The sequence below is a fragment of the Rhodococcus sp. TAF43 genome (assembly GCF_052113525.1).
Lineage (GTDB): Bacteria > Actinomycetota > Actinomycetes > Mycobacteriales > Mycobacteriaceae > Prescottella.
Genome location: NZ_JBFRDL010000027.1, coordinates 22,546 through 39,263 on the forward strand (window position 1 = coordinate 22,546; position 16,718 = coordinate 39,263).

At 68.7% G+C, this 16,718-nt stretch carries 18 protein-coding genes; 14 read left to right on the forward strand and 4 right to left on the reverse strand.

Annotated features, from left to right (window positions below):
• Positions 1 to 9 precede the first annotated feature (9 nt).
• From AB4Z09_RS17390 to AB4Z09_RS17410, 5 genes are read left to right on the forward strand one after another with little or no spacing between them, the layout of a single operon-like run.
• The gene (locus AB4Z09_RS17390) at positions 10 to 1,587 is read left to right on the forward strand and encodes a FadD3 family acyl-CoA ligase (protein ID WP_442240295.1); all 1,578 of its coding nucleotides are present in this window, start codon (positions 10 to 12) and stop codon (positions 1,585 to 1,587) included.
• Positions 1,584 to 2,465 carry an enoyl-CoA hydratase gene (locus AB4Z09_RS17395; protein ID WP_442240288.1) on the forward strand — a complete coding sequence of 294 codons (882 nt, stop codon included), beginning with the start codon at positions 1,584 to 1,586 and terminating at the stop codon, positions 2,463 to 2,465. The genes AB4Z09_RS17390 and AB4Z09_RS17395 overlap by 4 nt, the downstream gene beginning before the upstream one ends.
• Complete coding sequence (locus AB4Z09_RS17400) at positions 2,465 to 3,604, forward strand: acyl-CoA dehydrogenase family protein (protein WP_114723624.1); 1,140 nt, start codon at positions 2,465 to 2,467, stop codon at positions 3,602 to 3,604. The genes AB4Z09_RS17395 and AB4Z09_RS17400 overlap by 1 nt, the downstream gene beginning before the upstream one ends.
• Entirely contained in the window at positions 3,601 to 4,590 is a 990-nt protein-coding gene (locus AB4Z09_RS17405; RefSeq protein WP_442240289.1) for an acyl-CoA dehydrogenase family protein, read from the forward strand. The genes AB4Z09_RS17400 and AB4Z09_RS17405 overlap by 4 nt, the downstream gene beginning before the upstream one ends.
• The gene (locus AB4Z09_RS17410) at positions 4,587 to 5,714 is read left to right on the forward strand and encodes an acyl-CoA dehydrogenase family protein (protein WP_429518238.1); all 1,128 of its coding nucleotides are present in this window, start codon (positions 4,587 to 4,589) and stop codon (positions 5,712 to 5,714) included. Before AB4Z09_RS17405 ends, AB4Z09_RS17410 begins: the two co-directional genes overlap by 4 nt.
• A 73-nt stretch (positions 5,715 to 5,787) precedes the next feature.
• On the opposite strand, the gene AB4Z09_RS17415 is transcribed toward AB4Z09_RS17410, so the two are convergent.
• The gene (locus AB4Z09_RS17415) at positions 5,788 to 6,429 is read right to left on the reverse strand and encodes a ScbR family autoregulator-binding transcription factor (RefSeq protein WP_174908092.1); all 642 of its coding nucleotides are present in this window, start codon (positions 6,427 to 6,429) and stop codon (positions 5,788 to 5,790) included.
• A 95-nt stretch (positions 6,430 to 6,524) separates the two neighbouring features.
• A complete protein-coding gene (locus AB4Z09_RS17420) occupies positions 6,525 to 7,337 on the reverse strand; it encodes an HAD-IIB family hydrolase (RefSeq protein ID WP_114723628.1) in 813 nt (270 codons plus the stop codon).
• A 100-nt stretch (positions 7,338 to 7,437) separates the two neighbouring features.
• Here AB4Z09_RS17420 and AB4Z09_RS17425 point away from each other — a divergent pair, with 100 nt between their 5' ends.
• From AB4Z09_RS17425 to AB4Z09_RS17450, 6 genes are all read left to right on the forward strand, one after another.
• The gene (locus AB4Z09_RS17425) at positions 7,438 to 7,767 is read left to right on the forward strand and encodes an ArsR/SmtB family transcription factor (RefSeq protein WP_114723629.1); all 330 of its coding nucleotides are present in this window, start codon (positions 7,438 to 7,440) and stop codon (positions 7,765 to 7,767) included.
• Positions 7,767 to 8,423 carry a cation transporter gene (locus AB4Z09_RS17430; protein ID WP_442240290.1) on the forward strand — a complete coding sequence of 219 codons (657 nt, stop codon included), beginning with the start codon at positions 7,767 to 7,769 and terminating at the stop codon, positions 8,421 to 8,423. The genes AB4Z09_RS17425 and AB4Z09_RS17430 overlap by 1 nt, the downstream gene beginning before the upstream one ends.
• A gap of 46 nt (positions 8,424 to 8,469) precedes the next feature.
• A complete protein-coding gene (locus AB4Z09_RS17435) occupies positions 8,470 to 8,973 on the forward strand; it encodes a nuclear transport factor 2 family protein (protein WP_254622795.1) in 504 nt (167 codons plus the stop codon).
• A gap of 23 nt (positions 8,974 to 8,996) precedes the next feature.
• Positions 8,997 to 9,872, forward strand: a complete 876-nt coding sequence (locus tag AB4Z09_RS17440) for an aldo/keto reductase (RefSeq protein ID WP_174908089.1) — start codon at positions 8,997 to 8,999, stop codon at positions 9,870 to 9,872.
• 75 nt (positions 9,873 to 9,947) lie between these two features.
• Positions 9,948 to 10,376, forward strand: coding sequence for a cupin domain-containing protein (locus AB4Z09_RS17445; protein WP_114723632.1), 429 nt, complete (start codon positions 9,948 to 9,950; stop codon positions 10,374 to 10,376).
• A gap of 106 nt (positions 10,377 to 10,482) precedes the next feature.
• Complete coding sequence (locus AB4Z09_RS17450) at positions 10,483 to 11,046, forward strand: hypothetical protein (protein ID WP_254622794.1); 564 nt, start codon at positions 10,483 to 10,485, stop codon at positions 11,044 to 11,046.
• A gap of 12 nt (positions 11,047 to 11,058) precedes the next feature.
• Here the strand turns inward: AB4Z09_RS17450 and AB4Z09_RS17455 are convergent, their stop codons facing one another.
• Positions 11,059 to 12,264 (reverse strand): cytochrome P450, encoded by a 1,206-nt coding sequence (locus AB4Z09_RS17455; protein ID WP_174908085.1) that lies wholly within the window; start codon positions 12,262 to 12,264, stop codon positions 11,059 to 11,061.
• A gap of 119 nt (positions 12,265 to 12,383) precedes the next feature.
• On the opposite strand from AB4Z09_RS17455, the gene AB4Z09_RS17460 reads away from it, so the two are divergent.
• The 3 genes from AB4Z09_RS17460 (at position 12,384) to AB4Z09_RS17470 (ending at position 16,145) form a co-directional block, all read left to right on the forward strand.
• A complete protein-coding gene (locus AB4Z09_RS17460; protein ID WP_174908083.1) occupies positions 12,384 to 13,244 on the forward strand; it encodes an SDR family oxidoreductase in 861 nt (286 codons plus the stop codon).
• A complete protein-coding gene (locus AB4Z09_RS17465) occupies positions 13,241 to 13,972 on the forward strand; it encodes an acetoacetate decarboxylase family protein (protein ID WP_174908081.1) in 732 nt (243 codons plus the stop codon). Before AB4Z09_RS17460 ends, AB4Z09_RS17465 begins: the two co-directional genes overlap by 4 nt.
• A 115-nt stretch (positions 13,973 to 14,087) precedes the next feature.
• Positions 14,088 to 16,145 carry a neutral/alkaline ceramidase gene (locus AB4Z09_RS17470; protein ID WP_174908079.1) on the forward strand — a complete coding sequence of 686 codons (2,058 nt, stop codon included), beginning with the start codon at positions 14,088 to 14,090 and terminating at the stop codon, positions 16,143 to 16,145.
• A 58-nt stretch (positions 16,146 to 16,203) separates the two neighbouring features.
• On the opposite strand, the gene AB4Z09_RS17475 is transcribed toward AB4Z09_RS17470, so the two are convergent.
• Positions 16,204 to 16,659 (reverse strand): SRPBCC family protein, encoded by a 456-nt coding sequence (locus AB4Z09_RS17475; RefSeq protein ID WP_114723637.1) that lies wholly within the window; start codon positions 16,657 to 16,659, stop codon positions 16,204 to 16,206.
• Positions 16,660 to 16,718 lie beyond the last annotated feature (59 nt).

A 16,718-nucleotide genomic window follows, 5' to 3' on the forward strand; every position in this document is an offset into this window, starting at 1 on the left:
AGCACGAATGTGACCACCGAGCCCCGGACGACCCCGGCTGCGCTGTGGCGCGCCGCTGAGCAATTCGGATCGAACGAGGCTGTAGCGGACGGATCCGACCGGACCACCTACACCGAGCTGCTCGAACGGGTCCGCCTCGCGGCCCGCGCGTTCATGGCGAAGGGCGTCGAGGCGGGCGACCGCGTCGCGGTGTGGGCCCCCAACACTCATCACTGGATCGAGGCGTTCCTCGCCGCGCAGTACGTCGGCGCGACGCTCGTCCCGATCAGCACCCGCTACACCGGTCACGAGGCCCTCGACCTGCTCGAGCGCACCCTGGCGAAGGTCCTGGTCGTCCCCGATCGCTTCCTCAAGAACGATCGCCTCGCGGACGTCCTGAAGGCCGCCGGACCCGAGGGCATCCCGACGCTGAAGCTCGTGCTCCGCACGCCGTCGGACGATCCCTCCGCCGGCGCCCCGACCACCGAGTTCCCCGGCGGCGAGATCCTCGAGTGGGATCAGCTCGCGGCCGCTGCCGAGCCGGTTTCCGCCGACGACGCTGATGCGCGTGCTCGCGCCGTCTCCCCCGATGACGTCGCCGACATCCTGTTCACGTCCGGGACCACCGGGAAGAGCAAGGGCGTCATGACGGCTCACCGCCAGACCGTCGGCATCGCCGACGCGTGGGCGGACTGCGCCGAGGTCGACAGCAACGACCGTTACCTCGTCATCAACCCGTTCTTCCACACGTTCGGCTACAAGGCCGGAATCATGGTGTGCATCCTGCGTGGCGCCACCATCGTGCCGGCCGCGGTCTTCGACGTCCCCACGATCATGACGACGATCGCGAACGAGAAGATCAGCGTGCTGCCGGGCGCCCCGACCATCCACCAGACGATCCTCGACTTCCCGACCCGCGACGAGTACGACCTGTCGAGCCTGCGCGTCGCGATCACCGGCGCCGCCGCGGTGCCCGTCGTTCTCGTCGAGCGCATGCAGGCCGAACTCGGATACGACGCCGTCATCACCGCCTACGGCCAGACCGAGGCCGTCGTGGTGACGATGTGCCGCACCGACGACGACCCGGTCACCGTGTCGACGTCGTCCGGTCGCGCGATCCCCGGCATGGAGGTCAGGATCGGCGACCACGGCGAGATCCTGGTGCGCGGCGACAACGTCATGCTCGGCTACCTGGACGACCCCGAGTCGACGAAGAAGACGATCGATCCGGACGGCTGGCTACACACCGGCGACGTCGGCGTGCTCGACGAGCGCGGCTACCTCGACATCACCGACCGCCTCAAGGACATGTACATCTCGGGCGGCTTCAACGTGTACCCCGCCGAGATCGAGAACGCCCTCGCACGAATGGATTCCCTCGCCGAGGCGGCCGTGATCGGCATCCCCGACGAGCGGATGGGCGAGGTGGGCCGCGCCTACGTCGTACCGAGGCCCGGCGTCACCGTGACCGCGGAGGATGTCATCGCGTTCTGCAAGGAGCGCCTGGCGAACTTCAAGATTCCGCGCGAGGTGACGGTCGTCGGCGCACTGCCGCGCAACCCGTCGGGCAAGGTCCTCAAGAACGATCTGCGCGAGGGCAAGGCATGACCGTCGCCCACAGTGTTTCCGATCGGGGCGATGTTCCCGACGAGGGCGATGTCGTCACGTACGAGGTCCGCGACCATGTCGCGTACGTGACGATGAACCGTCCCGACTTCCGCAACGCGCAGAACTCGGTGATGACGTACGCGCTCGACGCCGCATTCGTGCGGGCCGTCGAGGACGACGACGTGAAGGTGATCGTGCTGGCCGGGAACGGCGAGCACTTCAGCGGCGGCCACGACATCGGCACGCAGGGTCGCGACCATCACGTGCAGTACGAGAACAAGGCCGCCCTGTGGTGGGATCACCTCGACAAGCCTGGCGGTGACCAGCGTTTCGCCCGCGAGACCGAGGTGTACCTGGGGATGTGCCGCCGCTGGCGTGAGATCCCGAAGCCGATGATCGCCCAGATCCACGGCGCGTGCATCGCCGGCGGCCTGATGCTCGCATGGTGCTGCGACCTGATCGTCGCGTCGGAGGACGCGTTCTTCTCGGATCCCGTTGTCCGGATGGGCATCCCGGGCGTCGAGTACTTCGCGCACCCGTGGGTGCTGGGGTCGCGGTTCGCGAAGGAGATCCTGTTCACCGGCGACCGCTTCACCGCGCAGCGCGCGTACGAGGTGGGCATGGTCAATCGGGTGGTGCCGCGCACCGACCTCGAGGCCGAGACGCTCGCGCTCGCCGGCCGTGTCGCGGAGATGCCGCGCTTCGGTCTGGCACTCACCAAGAAGGCCGTCAACCAGTGCGAGGACCTGATGGGTCAGCGGGCCGGTATGGATTCGGTGTTCGGCCTGCACCACTTTGCCCACGCACACAATGCCGAGGTGGGCAGGGACTCGCTGGGTGGAATGGACGTCAACAGTATGAAAGCGAAGGCGAAATAGTGGATCTCGAACTGGACGAAAAGGCCCGCGCCTTCCAGCTGGAAGTGCGCGAATGGCTCGCGGCTAACGTCCCGGCACAGCCGCTGCCGTCGATGGACACCGCGGAGGGCTTCGAGGCTCACCGCGAGTGGGAGCACAAGCTGGCCGACGCCCGCCTGTCGACCGTCGCGTGGCCGGTCGAGTACGGCGGCCGCGACGCGTCGATGATCGAGTGGGTCCTCTTCGAGGAGGAGTACTACAAGGCCGGCGCCCCCGGCCGTGTCAGCCAGAACGGCATCTTCCTGTTCGCGCCGACGCTGTTCGAGCACGGCACCGAGGAGCAGCTCGCGCGCATCATGCCGAGCATGTCGAACGCCGACGTCATCTGGGCGCAGGCGTGGTCCGAGCCGGAGGCCGGCAGCGACCTGGCAGGCATCCGTTCGACGGCCCGCCGCACCGAGGGCGGCTGGATCCTCAACGGCCAGAAGACGTGGAGCTCGCGCGCCACGTACGCCGACTGGGGCTTCGGCATGTTCCGCACCGACCCGGAGGCGCAGCGCCACAAGGGCCTGACGTACTTCATGTTCCCGCTGAACGTGGACGGCGTCACGGTGCGCCCGATCCCGCAGCTCGAYGGCGAGCCCGGCTTCGCGGAGATCTTCTTCGAGGACGTCTTCGTCCCGGACACCGACGTCGTCGGTGAGGTCAACAACGGCTGGCGCGTCGCGATGAGCACCGCCAGCAACGAGCGTGGCCTGTCGCTGCGCAGCCCGGGCCGCTTCACCTCCGCGGTCGATCGCCTGGTCGAGGTGTGGAAGGCCGAGAGCGAACCGGCCGATACGTCCTCCAGAGACCGCGTCGTCGACGCGTGGATCGGCGCCGAGGCCTACCGCCTGCACACGTGGGGCACCGTCACCCGCATGCTCGAGGGTGTCCCCCTCGGCGTCGAGGGCTCGATCAACAAGATCTTCTGGTCGGAGCTCGACGTCCGCATCCACGAGACGGCCCTCGACCTGCTGGGCGCCGACGGCGAGCTCGCCGGCAAGTGGCAGGACGGGTACCTGTTCTCGCTGTCCGGCCCGATCTACGCCGGCACCAACGAAATTCAGCGCAACATCGTTGCCGAGCGGATGCTCGGACTCCCGAAGGCGGATCGATGAAATTCTCCCTGTCCACCGAGCAGCACGATTTCGCGGACAGCCTCCGCGGCATGCTCGCCAACGCCAACACCCCGGCCGTCGTCCGGTCGTGGGGTGAGAACGACACCGCTTCGGGTCTGGCACTGCTGCAGCAGCTGGCCGAGACCGGCGTGACCGCACTCGCCGTGCCCGAGGAGTTCGACGGCATCGGCGCGCATCCGGCCGATCTGGCCGTGGCGTTCATCGAGCTGGGCCGCGCCGCCGTCCCGGGCCCGATCCTGGAGACGGCCGCCGCCGTCCCCGCGCTGCTGTCGGCGCTCGACGACCAGCAGCTCGCGAAGCGCTTCCTGCCCGGCATCGCCGAGGGCACGTCGCTGGCGTCGCTGGTGCTCGAGCCGTCCACGCCACGGGCGCTCGACGGTGACATCGCGGATCCGGTCCTGCGGGTCTCGGGCGACACGCTCGAGCTGGTCCGCGCGACCACGCAGCTCGAGTCGGTCGACCCGGCTCGCCGCCTGTTCGAGGTCGAGTCGGTCGAGACGCTCGCGCAGGGCGCGGACGTCGCCGCCGCCGCGGAGAAGGCGTACGACCTCGCGGTCCTCGCCGCCTCGGCGCAGCTGATCGGCGCCGGTCACGCGATGATCGAGACGGCCACCGAGTACGCCAAGAACCGTTCGCAGTTCGGCCGCGTCATCGGCAGCTTCCAGGCCATCAAGCACCACCTCTCGGACGCCCTCGTGGCCGTCGAGATGGCCACCCCGCTCGTGTACGGCGCGGCGATCTCCATCGCCGAAGGTTCCGACACCATCGCCCGCGACGTGTCGGCCGCGAAGGTCGCCGCCGCGAACGCCGCGTACGTGGCGTCGCGCAAGGCGCTGCAGGTCCACGGCGCGATCGGCTACACCCTCGAGTGCGACCTGTCGCTGTGGCTGACCAAGACGCGGGCGCTGCAGTCCGCCTGGGGCACCGCTTCCGCACACCGCGCACGGATTGCGAGCGCGCTGTGAGTGGGGTCGGAGTGTTCGCGGAGGAGCAGATCGAACTCCGCAAGACGGTTGCCCAGCTGCTCGCCAAGCGCGCCGACCCGGCCGCGCTGCGCAAGACGCTCGAGTCGGGCGAGAGCTACGACCGTGGCCTGTGGGACGTGCTGTGCCAGCAGGTCGGTGTCGCGGCGCTGGCGATCCCGGAGGAGTTCGGCGGCTTCGGTGCCACGCTCGTCGAGCAGCACCTGGTGCTCGAGGAGCTCGGCGCCGCGCTGACGCCGTCACCGATGTTCGGTTCCGCAGTCCTGGCCGCGCAGGCGATCCTGGCGACCGGCAACACGGAAGCGTGCGAGCGCCTGCTGCCCGGCATCGCCGAGGGCTCGTCGATCGCGGCACTGTGCTGGGTGGGCCCCGAGGGCCACTGGCGCAGCGACGAGGTCGCGTGCACCGCATCCGGCAGCGACGCCGACGGCTACACCGTCTCGGGCACCGCGCACTACGTGCTCGACGGCGCGCACGCCGACGTGCTCATCGTCGCCGCTGCGGTCGACGGCGCGATCGCGCTGTTCGAGGTGGACCCGTCCGCCGAGGGCGTCGCCCGCCGCGAGCTGCCGACGATGGACCTGACCCGGCCGATGTCGTTGGTGGAGTTCACCTCCGCCGCGGCGGTCCGGCTCACCGCCGACGATGCGACGGACGCGCTCGAGCGCGTCCGCACCATCGCGATCGTCGCGCTGTCCGCCGAGCAGGTCGGCGCCGCCGCGCGCTGCCTGCAGATGACGGTGGACTACAGCAAGGACCGCGTGCAGTTCGGTCGCGCGATCGGCAGCTTCCAGGCCCTCAAGCACCGCATGGCCGAGCTGTACTTCCAGGTCGAGACGGCCCGGTCCGCGTCGTACGCGGCGGTGTACTCGCTGAGCGAGGGCCTGCCCTCGGCCGCCGCCGACGCCGCGGTCGCGAAGGCGTACTGCTCGGAGGCGTTCAACATCGTCACCGGCGATTCGATCCAGCTGCACGGCGGCATCGCGATCACGTGGGAGCACGACGCGCACCTGTTCTTCAAGCGCGCCCACGGCAGCTCGCAGCTGTTCGGCCAGCCGGAGGAATACATCAAGGGCATGGAGTCGCTGGCGGGCCTGCCGGCCTGATTCCGTCCCCCATCAGCCGAGGGCCGGCCCGGAATTTCCGGGCCGGCCCTCGGCGTCATTCGGACCGCTCGTCTCAGTCCGCAGCCGGTGTCCAGCGGGCCGCCAGGGTGCGGTCGATCCCGCTCCGTCGATCCGGCGGAACGATCCCGGGAAGCAGCAGCGTGAGCATCTGGTCGATGCAGTCGTAGAGATCCGTCCGGGCAGTCAGCACATTCGAAACGATCTGCACGCCGGTGAAAGCCGAGACGATGAAGCGTCCGAGTTGGGCGGGAACGACCGTGTCGACCACGTCGCCCTGCGCGACGGCGTCCCGCGCGAGCCGCTCACAGCTGTCGATCCAGTCGAGGTAGGGCCGCTGGGGCCCACCGACGGCGCTCATCTCCAACGTGAGGCGGATCCCCGCTCGCACCACGGGATCCTCGACGATCGACCGGCCCATCTCGTAGCAGAGCATGACCAGTTGCTCGAGCGCGGGAGCACCGGTACCACCGATGGCCACGACCGCGTTCATCGAGATGGCGTGCTGTTCCTCGATGACGACACCGGCGAGGTCGTCCTTCGACCTGAAATGGAAATACAGCGCCCCTTTGGTGATTCCGGACAGGGCGACGATCTCGGCGAGACTGGCTCGTTCGTATCCCACGCGGTCGAACATCTCGGCGGCACCCTGGATGATCTGCTTCCGCGTGATCACCGCGCGCTCCTGTTTGAGCATTCAGCCGCACCCTTCGTCTCGCTTCTCCGACGGATTGCATCATTGCCGACGACAACGATTCGGGCCAGAGGCACCCCTGGCCGGGCGAAGCCGGTTCAGCCCCCGATCTCCTCGAGATACTGCGCGACGCCGTCGTCGTCGTTGCTCGGCAGCACCCGGTCGGCCAGCGCACGCACCTCCGGCAACGCATTCTCCGGGCACAGCGCGGTGCCGGCCCACAGCAGCATCGGCACATCGTTGACCGCGTCGCCGATCACCGCAACCTCATCGGCCGCAATGCCTCTCGCCGCGCAGAGCCGGGCGAGGGCGCTGGCCTTGGACACCCCGGACGCGGCCATCTCCACGTACGGCGCCCCCGAATGCGTCAGCTCCACGCCGTCGACGCCGGCCGCGACGGCGAGCCGGTACAGCTCGTGGCTGGGGACCTCCGGATGCCGGGCGACGATCTTGACCATCGGCTCCCCCATCCGCGGCAACTGCTCCTCGAGGATCATCTCGTCCAGCGTGCGGTGGTGGTCGGCGTAGTCGCAGAGCGCGGCGTACTCGGGTTCGGCGACGAACGTCGTCGGCCCGACGTTCGCGAACACCACGCCCGGTACGAGGGTGCGGACGCGGTCCATCGCGGCGAGTGCCTCGGTGACCTCGATCGAGACGGTGCCGGTGATCTCGGGGGTGCCGTCCGCCAGGTCGAGGGTGACCGCCCCGTTGGCGCAGATCGCCTCGCCGCGGAACCCGCACGAGCGGGCCAGTGTGTCCACCGAGTGGCGGGCGCGGGCCGTCGCCCACACCACCTCGATACCGGCGTCGCGTGCAGCGGTCATCGCGCGCGCCGTGCGCGGCGAGACCGTCCGGTCGGACCGCAGGAGGGTCCCGTCGAGGTCGGATGCCACCAGTCTGATTCGCGTCACCTGTGAATGATCCCAGCATCCCCACGGTGGTGGCCGCCCACGTCCGACCGCGCCTCTGTACACCCTTTTCTGAATACAGAATCGGATGTACTGTTGGGCCATGGAGACCCTCGTCCACCGTGACGCGCTGGCCCGGTTCGGCTACGCGTTGTCCGACCCCACGCGCGCACAGATCCTGCTGAGCCTGCGGTCGAGCCCCGGCTACCCGTCCGATCTCGCCGACACCATCGGGGTCTCCCGCCAGCTGGTGTCGAATCACCTTGCCTGCCTACGCGGTTGCGGACTGGTCGTCGCGGTACCCGAGGGCCGGCGCAGCCGGTACGAGCTCGCGGACCCGCGGATCGGGCACGCGCTCGGCGACCTCATCGGCCTCGTACTCGCCGTCGACCCGGCATGCTGCCCGGCCGCCGCGAGCGAGGGTTGCTGCTGATGGMGCCCGGCGTCGCGGTCTCGTCCGATCGACGGGCGGTCCTCGCGCGCCGCATCCGGTTCCTCGTCGCGGCCACCATCACCTACAACGTGATCGAGGCGGCCGTCGCGCTCACCGAGGGCGCCCGGGTGTCGTCGGTGGCGCTGTTCGGCTTCGGACTGGACTCGGTGATCGAGGTGTCGTCGGCCGCCGCGGTGGCCTGGCAGTTCTCGGGACGCTTCCCGGAGGCACGGGAGAAGGTGGCGTTGCGGATCATCGCGTTCTCGTTCTTCGGTCTCGCCGCGTACGTCACCGTCGACGCCGTCCGCTCGCTGCTCGGTGTGGGCGAGCCACAGCATTCGACGGTAGGCATCGCGCTGGCCGCGGCGAGCCTGGCGATCATGCCGGTGCTGTCGTGGGCCCAGCGCCGGGCCGGCCGGGAGCTGGGGTCGCTGTCCGCGGTGGCGGATTCCAAGCAGACGCTGCTGTGCACCTACCTGTCCGCAGTCCTGCTGGTGGGGCTGCTGCTCAACAGCCTCGTCGGTTGGACCTGGGCGGACCCCGTCGCAGCGCTCGTCATCGCCGTCGTCGCGGTGCGTGAGGGCGTCGAGGCGTGGCGGGGCGACACATGTTGTCCCACACCGGCTGCCTCGCGCCCGGATTGCTGCGAATCCTGACGCGAATCGCCTGCGGCCGGCCGATGCGACGTGCCATGCTCCGCGCGTGAGCATCCGTTCCCTCGAAGAACTCGCCGCCCTCGAAGACCTCCGGCAGCTCAAGTACCGCTACTTCCGGACGTTGGATCTGAAGCGGTGGGACGAGTTCGCGGACACCCTGGCGGACGACGTCGTCGCCCGGTACGGGACGCATGCGCTGCGCGATCCGCTGGTGTTCGAGGGCCGCGACACGCTCGCCGGCTTCATGCGGGACTCGCTCGGTCCGGCGGTCACCACCGTCCACGTCGCGAACCACCCCGAGCTCACCGTCGACGGGTCGCGGGCGTCCGGCTCGTGGGCGTTCGAGGACACCGTCATCGTCCCGGACGCCAAGAGCGTCATCCGCGGCGCCGGCTACTACACCGACCGGTACCGGCGCGACGACGACGGCCGCTGGCGGATCGTCGAGACGTCGTACGACCGCATCTACGAGTCGATCACCTCGCTCGACGACACCCCGAGCTTCAAGCTGCTCTCCCACATGTGGGAGGCCGGTTCCCAGCAGGGCTGAGCCGGAACTCCTAGCCTGGATCCATGACCACTCCAGAGATCACCCTGAATTCCGGAACAGTCATCCCCCAGCTCGGCCTCGGTGTGTGGCAAGCGACCAACGACGAGACCGAGCACGCCGTCCGCTTCGCCTTGGACGACGCCGGATACCGCCACATCGACACCGCCGCCGCGTACGGCAACGAGGAGGGCGTCGGACGCGCCATCGCGAACGCGTCGGTCCCCCGCGAGGACATCTTCGTCACCACCAAGCTGTGGAACTCCGACCAGGGGTACCAACCGGCCCTCGACGCATTCGACGCGAGCCTCGCGCGCCTGGGCGTCGACTACGTCGACCTGTACCTCGTCCACTGGCCGCTGCGCGACCGGAACACCCGCCTGCGCACGTGGGACGCGATGGAGAAGATCGCCGAATCGGGCCGCGCGAGGGCCGTCGGCGTGTGCAACTTCGAACCGCACCACCTGCAGGAACTCGTCGACCGCGGCGGCCTGCTGCCGGCCGTCGACCAGGTGGAGTTGCACCCGCATCTGCCGCAGCACGCGATCCGGGACTTCTCGGCCCTGCACGGCATCGCGGTGGAGTCGTGGAGCCCGCTCGGCGGCACCAGCAACTCCGGCTGGGGCAACGCGTCCAAGCCCAACACCCTGCTCGACGACCCGGTCATCACCCGTATCGGCGAACGCCACGGCAAATCGGCCGCGCAGGTCCTCATCCGCTGGCACCTGCAGAACGGACTGATCGTCATTCCGAAGTCCGTGCACGACAACCGGATCGCCCAGAACTTCGACGTCCTCGACTTCGAGCTCACCGACCGGGACCTCGCCGACATCGCCACCCTCGACGACGGCGTGCGCGTCGGCTTCCATCCGGACGAGATGAATCTCGGGGCACCCGCGTAGGCGAAAACCCCACGGTCGAGGCCGACCGGCGCGCACGATGTTCTCGCACCTCCGCAGGTTCGGGAAGGAACAGCGATGCGCCGTCGGTACCGAATTGCACTGGCCGCCACCTCCGCCGCCCTCGTACTCGGCCTGGCACCGGCAACCGCCGCCGCGACCCCCAGCGAGGGCGTCACCGGCGAGATCCTGGCCCAGGCCACGGTCGGCGGGCAGGACTACATCCTGCGCCGGATCACGATCGCACCCGGCGGCACCACGGGCTGGCACTTCCACGACGGCATGCTGTACGGCCTCGTCACGGAGGGCACGCTCACGCACTACAAGTCGGACTGCACCACCGACGGCATCTACAACGCCGGCGGAACCATCGTCGAGCCGAGCGGGCACGGATACGTCCACATGGGCCGCAATCTCGGCCCGACGCCGATGGTCCTGCACGTGCTGTACGTGAACCCGGTCGGCAGTCCGCTGTCCGAGGACGCACCCGCCCCGAGCTGCGCTTAGTCTTTCCGACTGCTCACCGACTGGCGGACAAACAGTCGGTTTCGATCGGGAGGGAAATCGTGAACGTAGGCTGCCCGATATGGGGGCTTCAAGGATTTTCGTGGGGATGACTGCGGTCGTACTACTGGCCGGTTGTGGATCGTCGGGCGACAACGCCACCACCGCGGCGCCGCAACCGACCACGCCGACGACCGTGCCCGACCTGGTGGAACCGACCTGTCTGGCCGGCAATCTCCTCGGATTCTCGGGTCTGCCCCAGACCGCGCCGCCCGTGCCCGACCCGATGCCGATCCCGGACGACTTCGCCCCGGTCCGCGTCGTCACGTGCGGAGACGACGGGGATGCCACCGTCGCCGACGACCACACCGTCTCGTGGGTCGAGGAGCGTCGCGGGGGCGACATGACGGCGATAATCGCCGGCTACCGGCTCCCCTCCGAACCGCCCGACGAACAACCCTGCCGTATCGATCAGCCGACGCCACCGATCGTCTGGCTCGTCAACGAGAACGGACTCGGCCTGCGGGCACCGGGTCTGCCGACCGGCGAGTGCGGCGCGTTCAAGTGGGACGCGATCACCGCGATCCGTGCGCTGCCGCTCACCGAGCGGATCGTGCACCGGATCCCGCTGTCCCCGACGATGGAGGCCCGTTTCAACGGCGAACCGGGATGACCCGCAACGACCTCAACTATGCTGCGCTGCAGTAAATTTCACCGGAATCGCCTCGAGCCCTGACACGAAGTTCGCCGGCCGCCGCGACAGTGGCTCGCTCGTCGCCAGGGCCATGTCGGGCAGCCGGGCCAGGAGTCGCTCGAACATCATGTTCCCCTCGAGCCGGGCCAACTGGTTGCCGAGGCAGAAGTGGGTACCGAAGCCGAAGGCCACGTGCGGGTTCGGGGAGCGTCCGATGTCGAAGCGGTCCGGGTCGTCGAACACGGCCCCGTCGAAGTTGGCGGACTCGAAGAGCAGCAGCATCTTCTCACCCTTCTTCAGGTCGGTTCCGAGGAACGTGGTGTCGCGGGTGAGCGTTCGGGCCATGTTCTTGATCGGCGACACCCAGCGCAGCATCTCCTCGATCGCCAGCGGAATGCCCGACGGATCGGCCACCAGTCGGTCGCGCTGATCCTCGTGCCGCATCAGCTGTTCCATACCGCCGCTGAGGACATGCCGGGTGGTCTCGTCACCGCCGATGAGGATCAGCAGCGACTCGTTCACGATCTCCTGGTCGTCGAGTCGCCGGCCGTCGATCTCGGCGTGCACGAGGATGCTGATCAGGTCGTCGGCGGGGTTCTCCCGCCGCTCCGCGATGGTGCGGAACGTGAACTCGTTGAACGCGACGTACGCGTCCATCATCGCCTTCAGCTGCTCCTCGGTCGCGTTGCTGCCCAATGCCTTCACCAGATCGTCGGACCAGTGCAGGAACGTCTCGCGCTCCTCGGGCCGAACCCCGAGCATGTCGCCGATGACCGCCATCGGCAGCGGCGCCGCGAGGTCGGCGACGAAGTCGCACTCCCCCTTCTCGCACACCGCGTCGATCAACTGATCGCAGATCTCACGGATCCGCCCGATCTTCGCCTCCACCTTCTTGCGGGTGAAGCCGGTGTTCACGAGCCGCCGACGCTGCAGGTGTGCGGGGTCGTCCATGTCGATCATCTGCGGCAACGGGCCGGTCTCGGGGCGGATCCCGCCCGCGTTGGAGAACAGGCCCGGATCGCGCTCGGCGGCGATCAGCGCCGCATACGTCGTCGCGGCCGCCATCCCGTTCCGGTCCCGGAACACCGGTTGATGCGCCCGCATCCACGCGTACGCCGCGCGGGGGTCACCCAGTTCGCCGGCGTAGAAACGCCCGTCGAGCAGATCCGTGTCCTTCACGTTGTTCACGATCGTCATCCGGTGCTCCTCGGTCCGTACGGACAAACTGGAAGGCCTCGACAATCACCCAAACCTGCCCCGATAGTAGAACTTGTTCCTACTATCGGCGGGGTATCGGACACACGAGGGGAGACGTGATGAGTTCGGACGGCGTATCCGGGACCTTCACCGGACGATCGATCCTGGTCACAGGAGGTGGCAGCGGCATCGGCCTGGGCATCGCGCAGGCTCTCGTCGCCGAGGGTGCCCACGTCACGATCTGCGGCCGCAGCGCGGACAAGCTGTCGACCGCGGCCGAGAAGATCGCCGCGACCGGTGTGTTCGCGTCGGGCGGGTCGATCTCCACCGTCGCGGCGGACGTCACCGACGAGGCCGACGTCGCCCGTGCCGTGGCCCGCGCGATGGAGACCACCGGGCGACTGGACGGCGTCGTCGCGTGCGCCGGCGGCAACGAGACCATCGCACCCATCACGCAGCTCGACGCCGACGCGTGGCGCCGCACCGTCGACCTCAACGTCACCGGCACGATGCTCACCATCAAGCACGGGGCCCGCGCGCTCGTCGCGGCCGGCGGCGGCGCGATCGTCGCGATCTCGTCGATCGCCGCCAGCAACACGCACCGCTGGTTCGGCGCCTACGGCGTCTCCAAGTCCGGCGTCGATCATCTCGTCCAGCTCGCCGCGGACGAACTGGGCGCCAGCGGGGTTCGCGTCAACGGCATCCGTCCGGGACTGACCCGGACCGATCTGGTCGCGATGATCACCGACGGCGGACCGATCCTCGACGACTACATGGCGTGCACTCCCCTCGCGCGAGTCGGCGAAGTGGACGACATCGCCGGGCTCGCCAAGTTCCTGCTCGGTCCGGAGTCCACGTGGATCACCGGGCAGGTGATCAACGTCGACGGCGGCCAGATGCTGCGCCGCGGACCCGACTTCACGTCGATGCTCGAACAGGTCTACGGCGCCGACGGACTGCGCGGGGTGGTGTCGGAGTGAGTGCGCATGAGGTGCTCGGCCGACAGGTCGACATGCCCGTCGAGATCCGCGCCGCCACCGCGTTCATGGCGATGTACTCGGTCCCGACCGCGGCCGCCCAGGCGCTCATCGACTACACCGGGCTCGAGATCCTGCAGTTCCGCCCCGGGCGCGGCCTGTGTGGCCTGGTGTTCGTCGACTACGTGGACGGAGACCTCGGCCCGTACAACGAATTCGGCGTCACGTTCATGGTCCGCAACCACCGCGGCCGAGGACGGTCGTCGGTGCCCGGCGACCTGCGGGCACTGGCCACGGGGCAGGCCGGCGCCCTCATTCACCAACTGCCCGTCGACGGCGAGTTCACCCTGGCCGCGGGCCGTGGGATCTGGGGATTCCCCAAGATCCTGGCCGACTTCGAGGCCGACCACACCAGTGACGTCCGCCGTGGCAAGGTCAGCCAGGACGGCCGGCTCATCGCCGAACTCACCGTCAAGCAGGGCATCCCGACACCCGGCGGCGGCGCCAACACCTCACTCGAGGCGTACTCGCACATCGACGGCGTCACCCGGCACACGGCCTGGGACATGAATCCAAGCGGCGTCCGGTCGCGGCTCGGTGGCGCCGAACTGCGTCTGGGTAACCACCCGATCGCCACCGAACTCCGGTCCCTCGGCCTGCCGCGGCGAGCCTTGATGACCACCACGATCCCCGACCTGCAGATGACCTTCGGGGACGCGGCGAAGGTCTGAACCGGGACGACACTCGACGGAAGAACCCTTGCGAAACGAGACCTACTGGTGTGTGCTTGAAGACTTGGACGTTTGATCAAGTAATGATTCTCGACCTCGCGCAAAGGACTTCGTCGTGACGATCAGTCGACGCACCGTGCTGGCCGGAGCCGCCGCCGCACCGGCGCTCGCAGCAGTTGCCGGTGCCACCGCACACGCTCTGCCCAGAACCACCGCCGCACCCGCGCGTCGCGCCGCCGACAGCCAGGGATTCCGGGTGGGCGTCGGCCTGTCCGACATGACGGGCCCTGTCGCCGAGAACGGCATGATGGGCTACTCGAGCTTCGAGCAGCGCGCGGAGGGTCTGCATCAGCGGACCCGGGTCCGCGCGTACATCTTCGCCGATGCCGACGACAACCGCGTCGTCTACGCATGCGCCGATACCTGCATGGTGTTCCAGGCCGTGCACGACGCGGTCCTGGCCCGGCTGGCCGCGAAGTTCGGTGGCCTCTACACCGAAAAGAACGTGATGCTCACGGCCGTGCACTCGCACGCGGCATGTGGCGGTGCGTCGCAGGACTACGCGTACAGCCTCGCGACTCTCGGCTTCCAGCCGCAGGTGTTCGGCGCCGAGGTCGACGGCATGGTCGAGGCGATCGTCGCCGCGCACGACAACCTCGCCGCGGGTGTCGTCTCCTACGGACGCAGCGAGCTGAAGGACGCGAGCGTGAATCGTTCGCGTGCAGCATTCGATCGGAACCCGCAGCGCGACAAGGACTACTACCCGCTCGGAATCGACACCTCGATGCGGGTGCTCAAGATCAGCCAGGGCGGCGACAACGTCGGCGGCATCGGCTGGTTCCCCACGCATGGCGCATCGCTCACCAACAAGAACCACCTGATCTCGGGCGACAACAAGGGTGCGGCCGCGTACTTCTGGGAGCACGACGTCGCCGGCGTGCGCTACCTCGACGGTGCGCCCGGGTTCGTCGCCTGCTTCCCGCAGACCAACACCGGCGACATGTCCCCCAATCTCGACCTCGAGCCCGGACACGGCCCCACCGCCGACGAGTTCGAGAACGCGCGGCTCATCGGCGAACGTCAGGTGACCGCGGCCCGGACGGCGTTCAAGGCGGCGTCACCGCTGGCGTCGACCACCGTCGACAGCCGAATCATCTACCTGGACATGGCCGACCAGCTGGTGGACGGCAAGTACACGTCCGACGGGCAGCCGCGCCGCACCGCACCCGCGTGCGTGGGCGCCGCGATGGCCGCGGGTAGCACCGAGGACGGCCCCGCGATCGAGATCTTCACCGAGGGCACCCGCAACCCGCTGATCGACGCCCTCGGCGGCATCGACACCCCCACCCCGCAGTGGCTCGCCGACGCGCAGGCCCCCAAGCTGGTGCTGGTGCCCGTCGGCCTGCTGCCTCCGGACGGCTGGGTGCCGCACGTGCTCAAGATCCAGATCATCCGGATCGGCGACATCTACGTGGTCGGCGGACCGGCCGAGTTCACCATCGTCTCGGGCCTGCGGATTCGCCGCACCGTCGCCGAGGAACTCGGAGTCCCTTTGGAGAACGTCATCTTCCAGGGCTACGCCAACGCGTACTCGAGCTACTGCACGACGCCCGAGGAGTACGACGCCCAGCAGTACGAGGGTGGTTCGACGCTGTTCGGCCGCAACACCCTGCCCGCCTACCAGCAGGGGTTCGCGAAGTTGGCCGCGGCGATGAAGACCGGTGCCCAGGTCCCCCGCGGCCCGGCACCGCGCGACCTGTCCGGTTTCCAGCCCGGCTTCGGGCAGGACTTCCCGGTCGACGAGCCACTGCCCGGACGCGCGTTCGGCGACGTGGTCGTCCAGCCCGCCGGAGGCGCCGGGGTGGGCGATCAGGTGGCCGTCGAGTTCGTCACCGGACATCCCAAGAACGACCTGCACCGCCGCGGAACGTATTTCGAGGTGCAGCGCCGCGACGGCGGCCGCTGGGTGCGGCACGCCGACGACGGCGACTGGGCCACCAAGTACCGGTGGCGCCGCGAAGGACTGGGCGCATCGATCGCGCGCATCACCTGGGACGTCCCGACCGGAACTCCGTCGGGCACGTACCGGATCCAGCACTTCGGCGACCGCAAGGCCCCGGACGGCGCGGTATCCCCCTTCACCGGCACATCCGCGGAGTTCACCGTCCGCTGAGCCTGCTGTCGAAAGCTGAAGGGTCCCTTCGTGCGCTGTCGGCGCGTGAAGGGACCCTTCAGCCGTTCGGGGTCTCGAGAATCGTCTTGGCGTTCTCCAGATTGCCGTGCACGTCGCGGGCGTACAGCTTCATCGCGACCGAGTCGGCGAACTTGAACAGTCCCGGACTGGGCTTGGCGTCCACCTTGAACGTCACCCGCGTCGCCCCGTCACCGTCCCCGTCGAAGTCGAGCTCGCGGGTGTACTCGACGCGCGAGTCGCGCGACTCGAACCCGATCCGCTTGTTCTCCTCGTACGCGGTGATCTCCTCCGTCGCCTCGACCTTCACGCCGGCAACCTTGAGAGTGGTCGACGCGACCGAACCCACCTCGTCGGGAGCACCGGAGACCATCCGGTAATCGACGACGTCGCTCGACCATTCGGTGGCCTTGTCCGGATCGGAGAGGTAGCTGAACACATCCGCGATCGGTCGGTCGATGACAACGGAATCGCTCATACTGAGCGTCTTGGCCATGGATCTCACATCCTCAACTGGAGGCGACCGTCGACGCGTCACGCAAGTCGTGAACACAC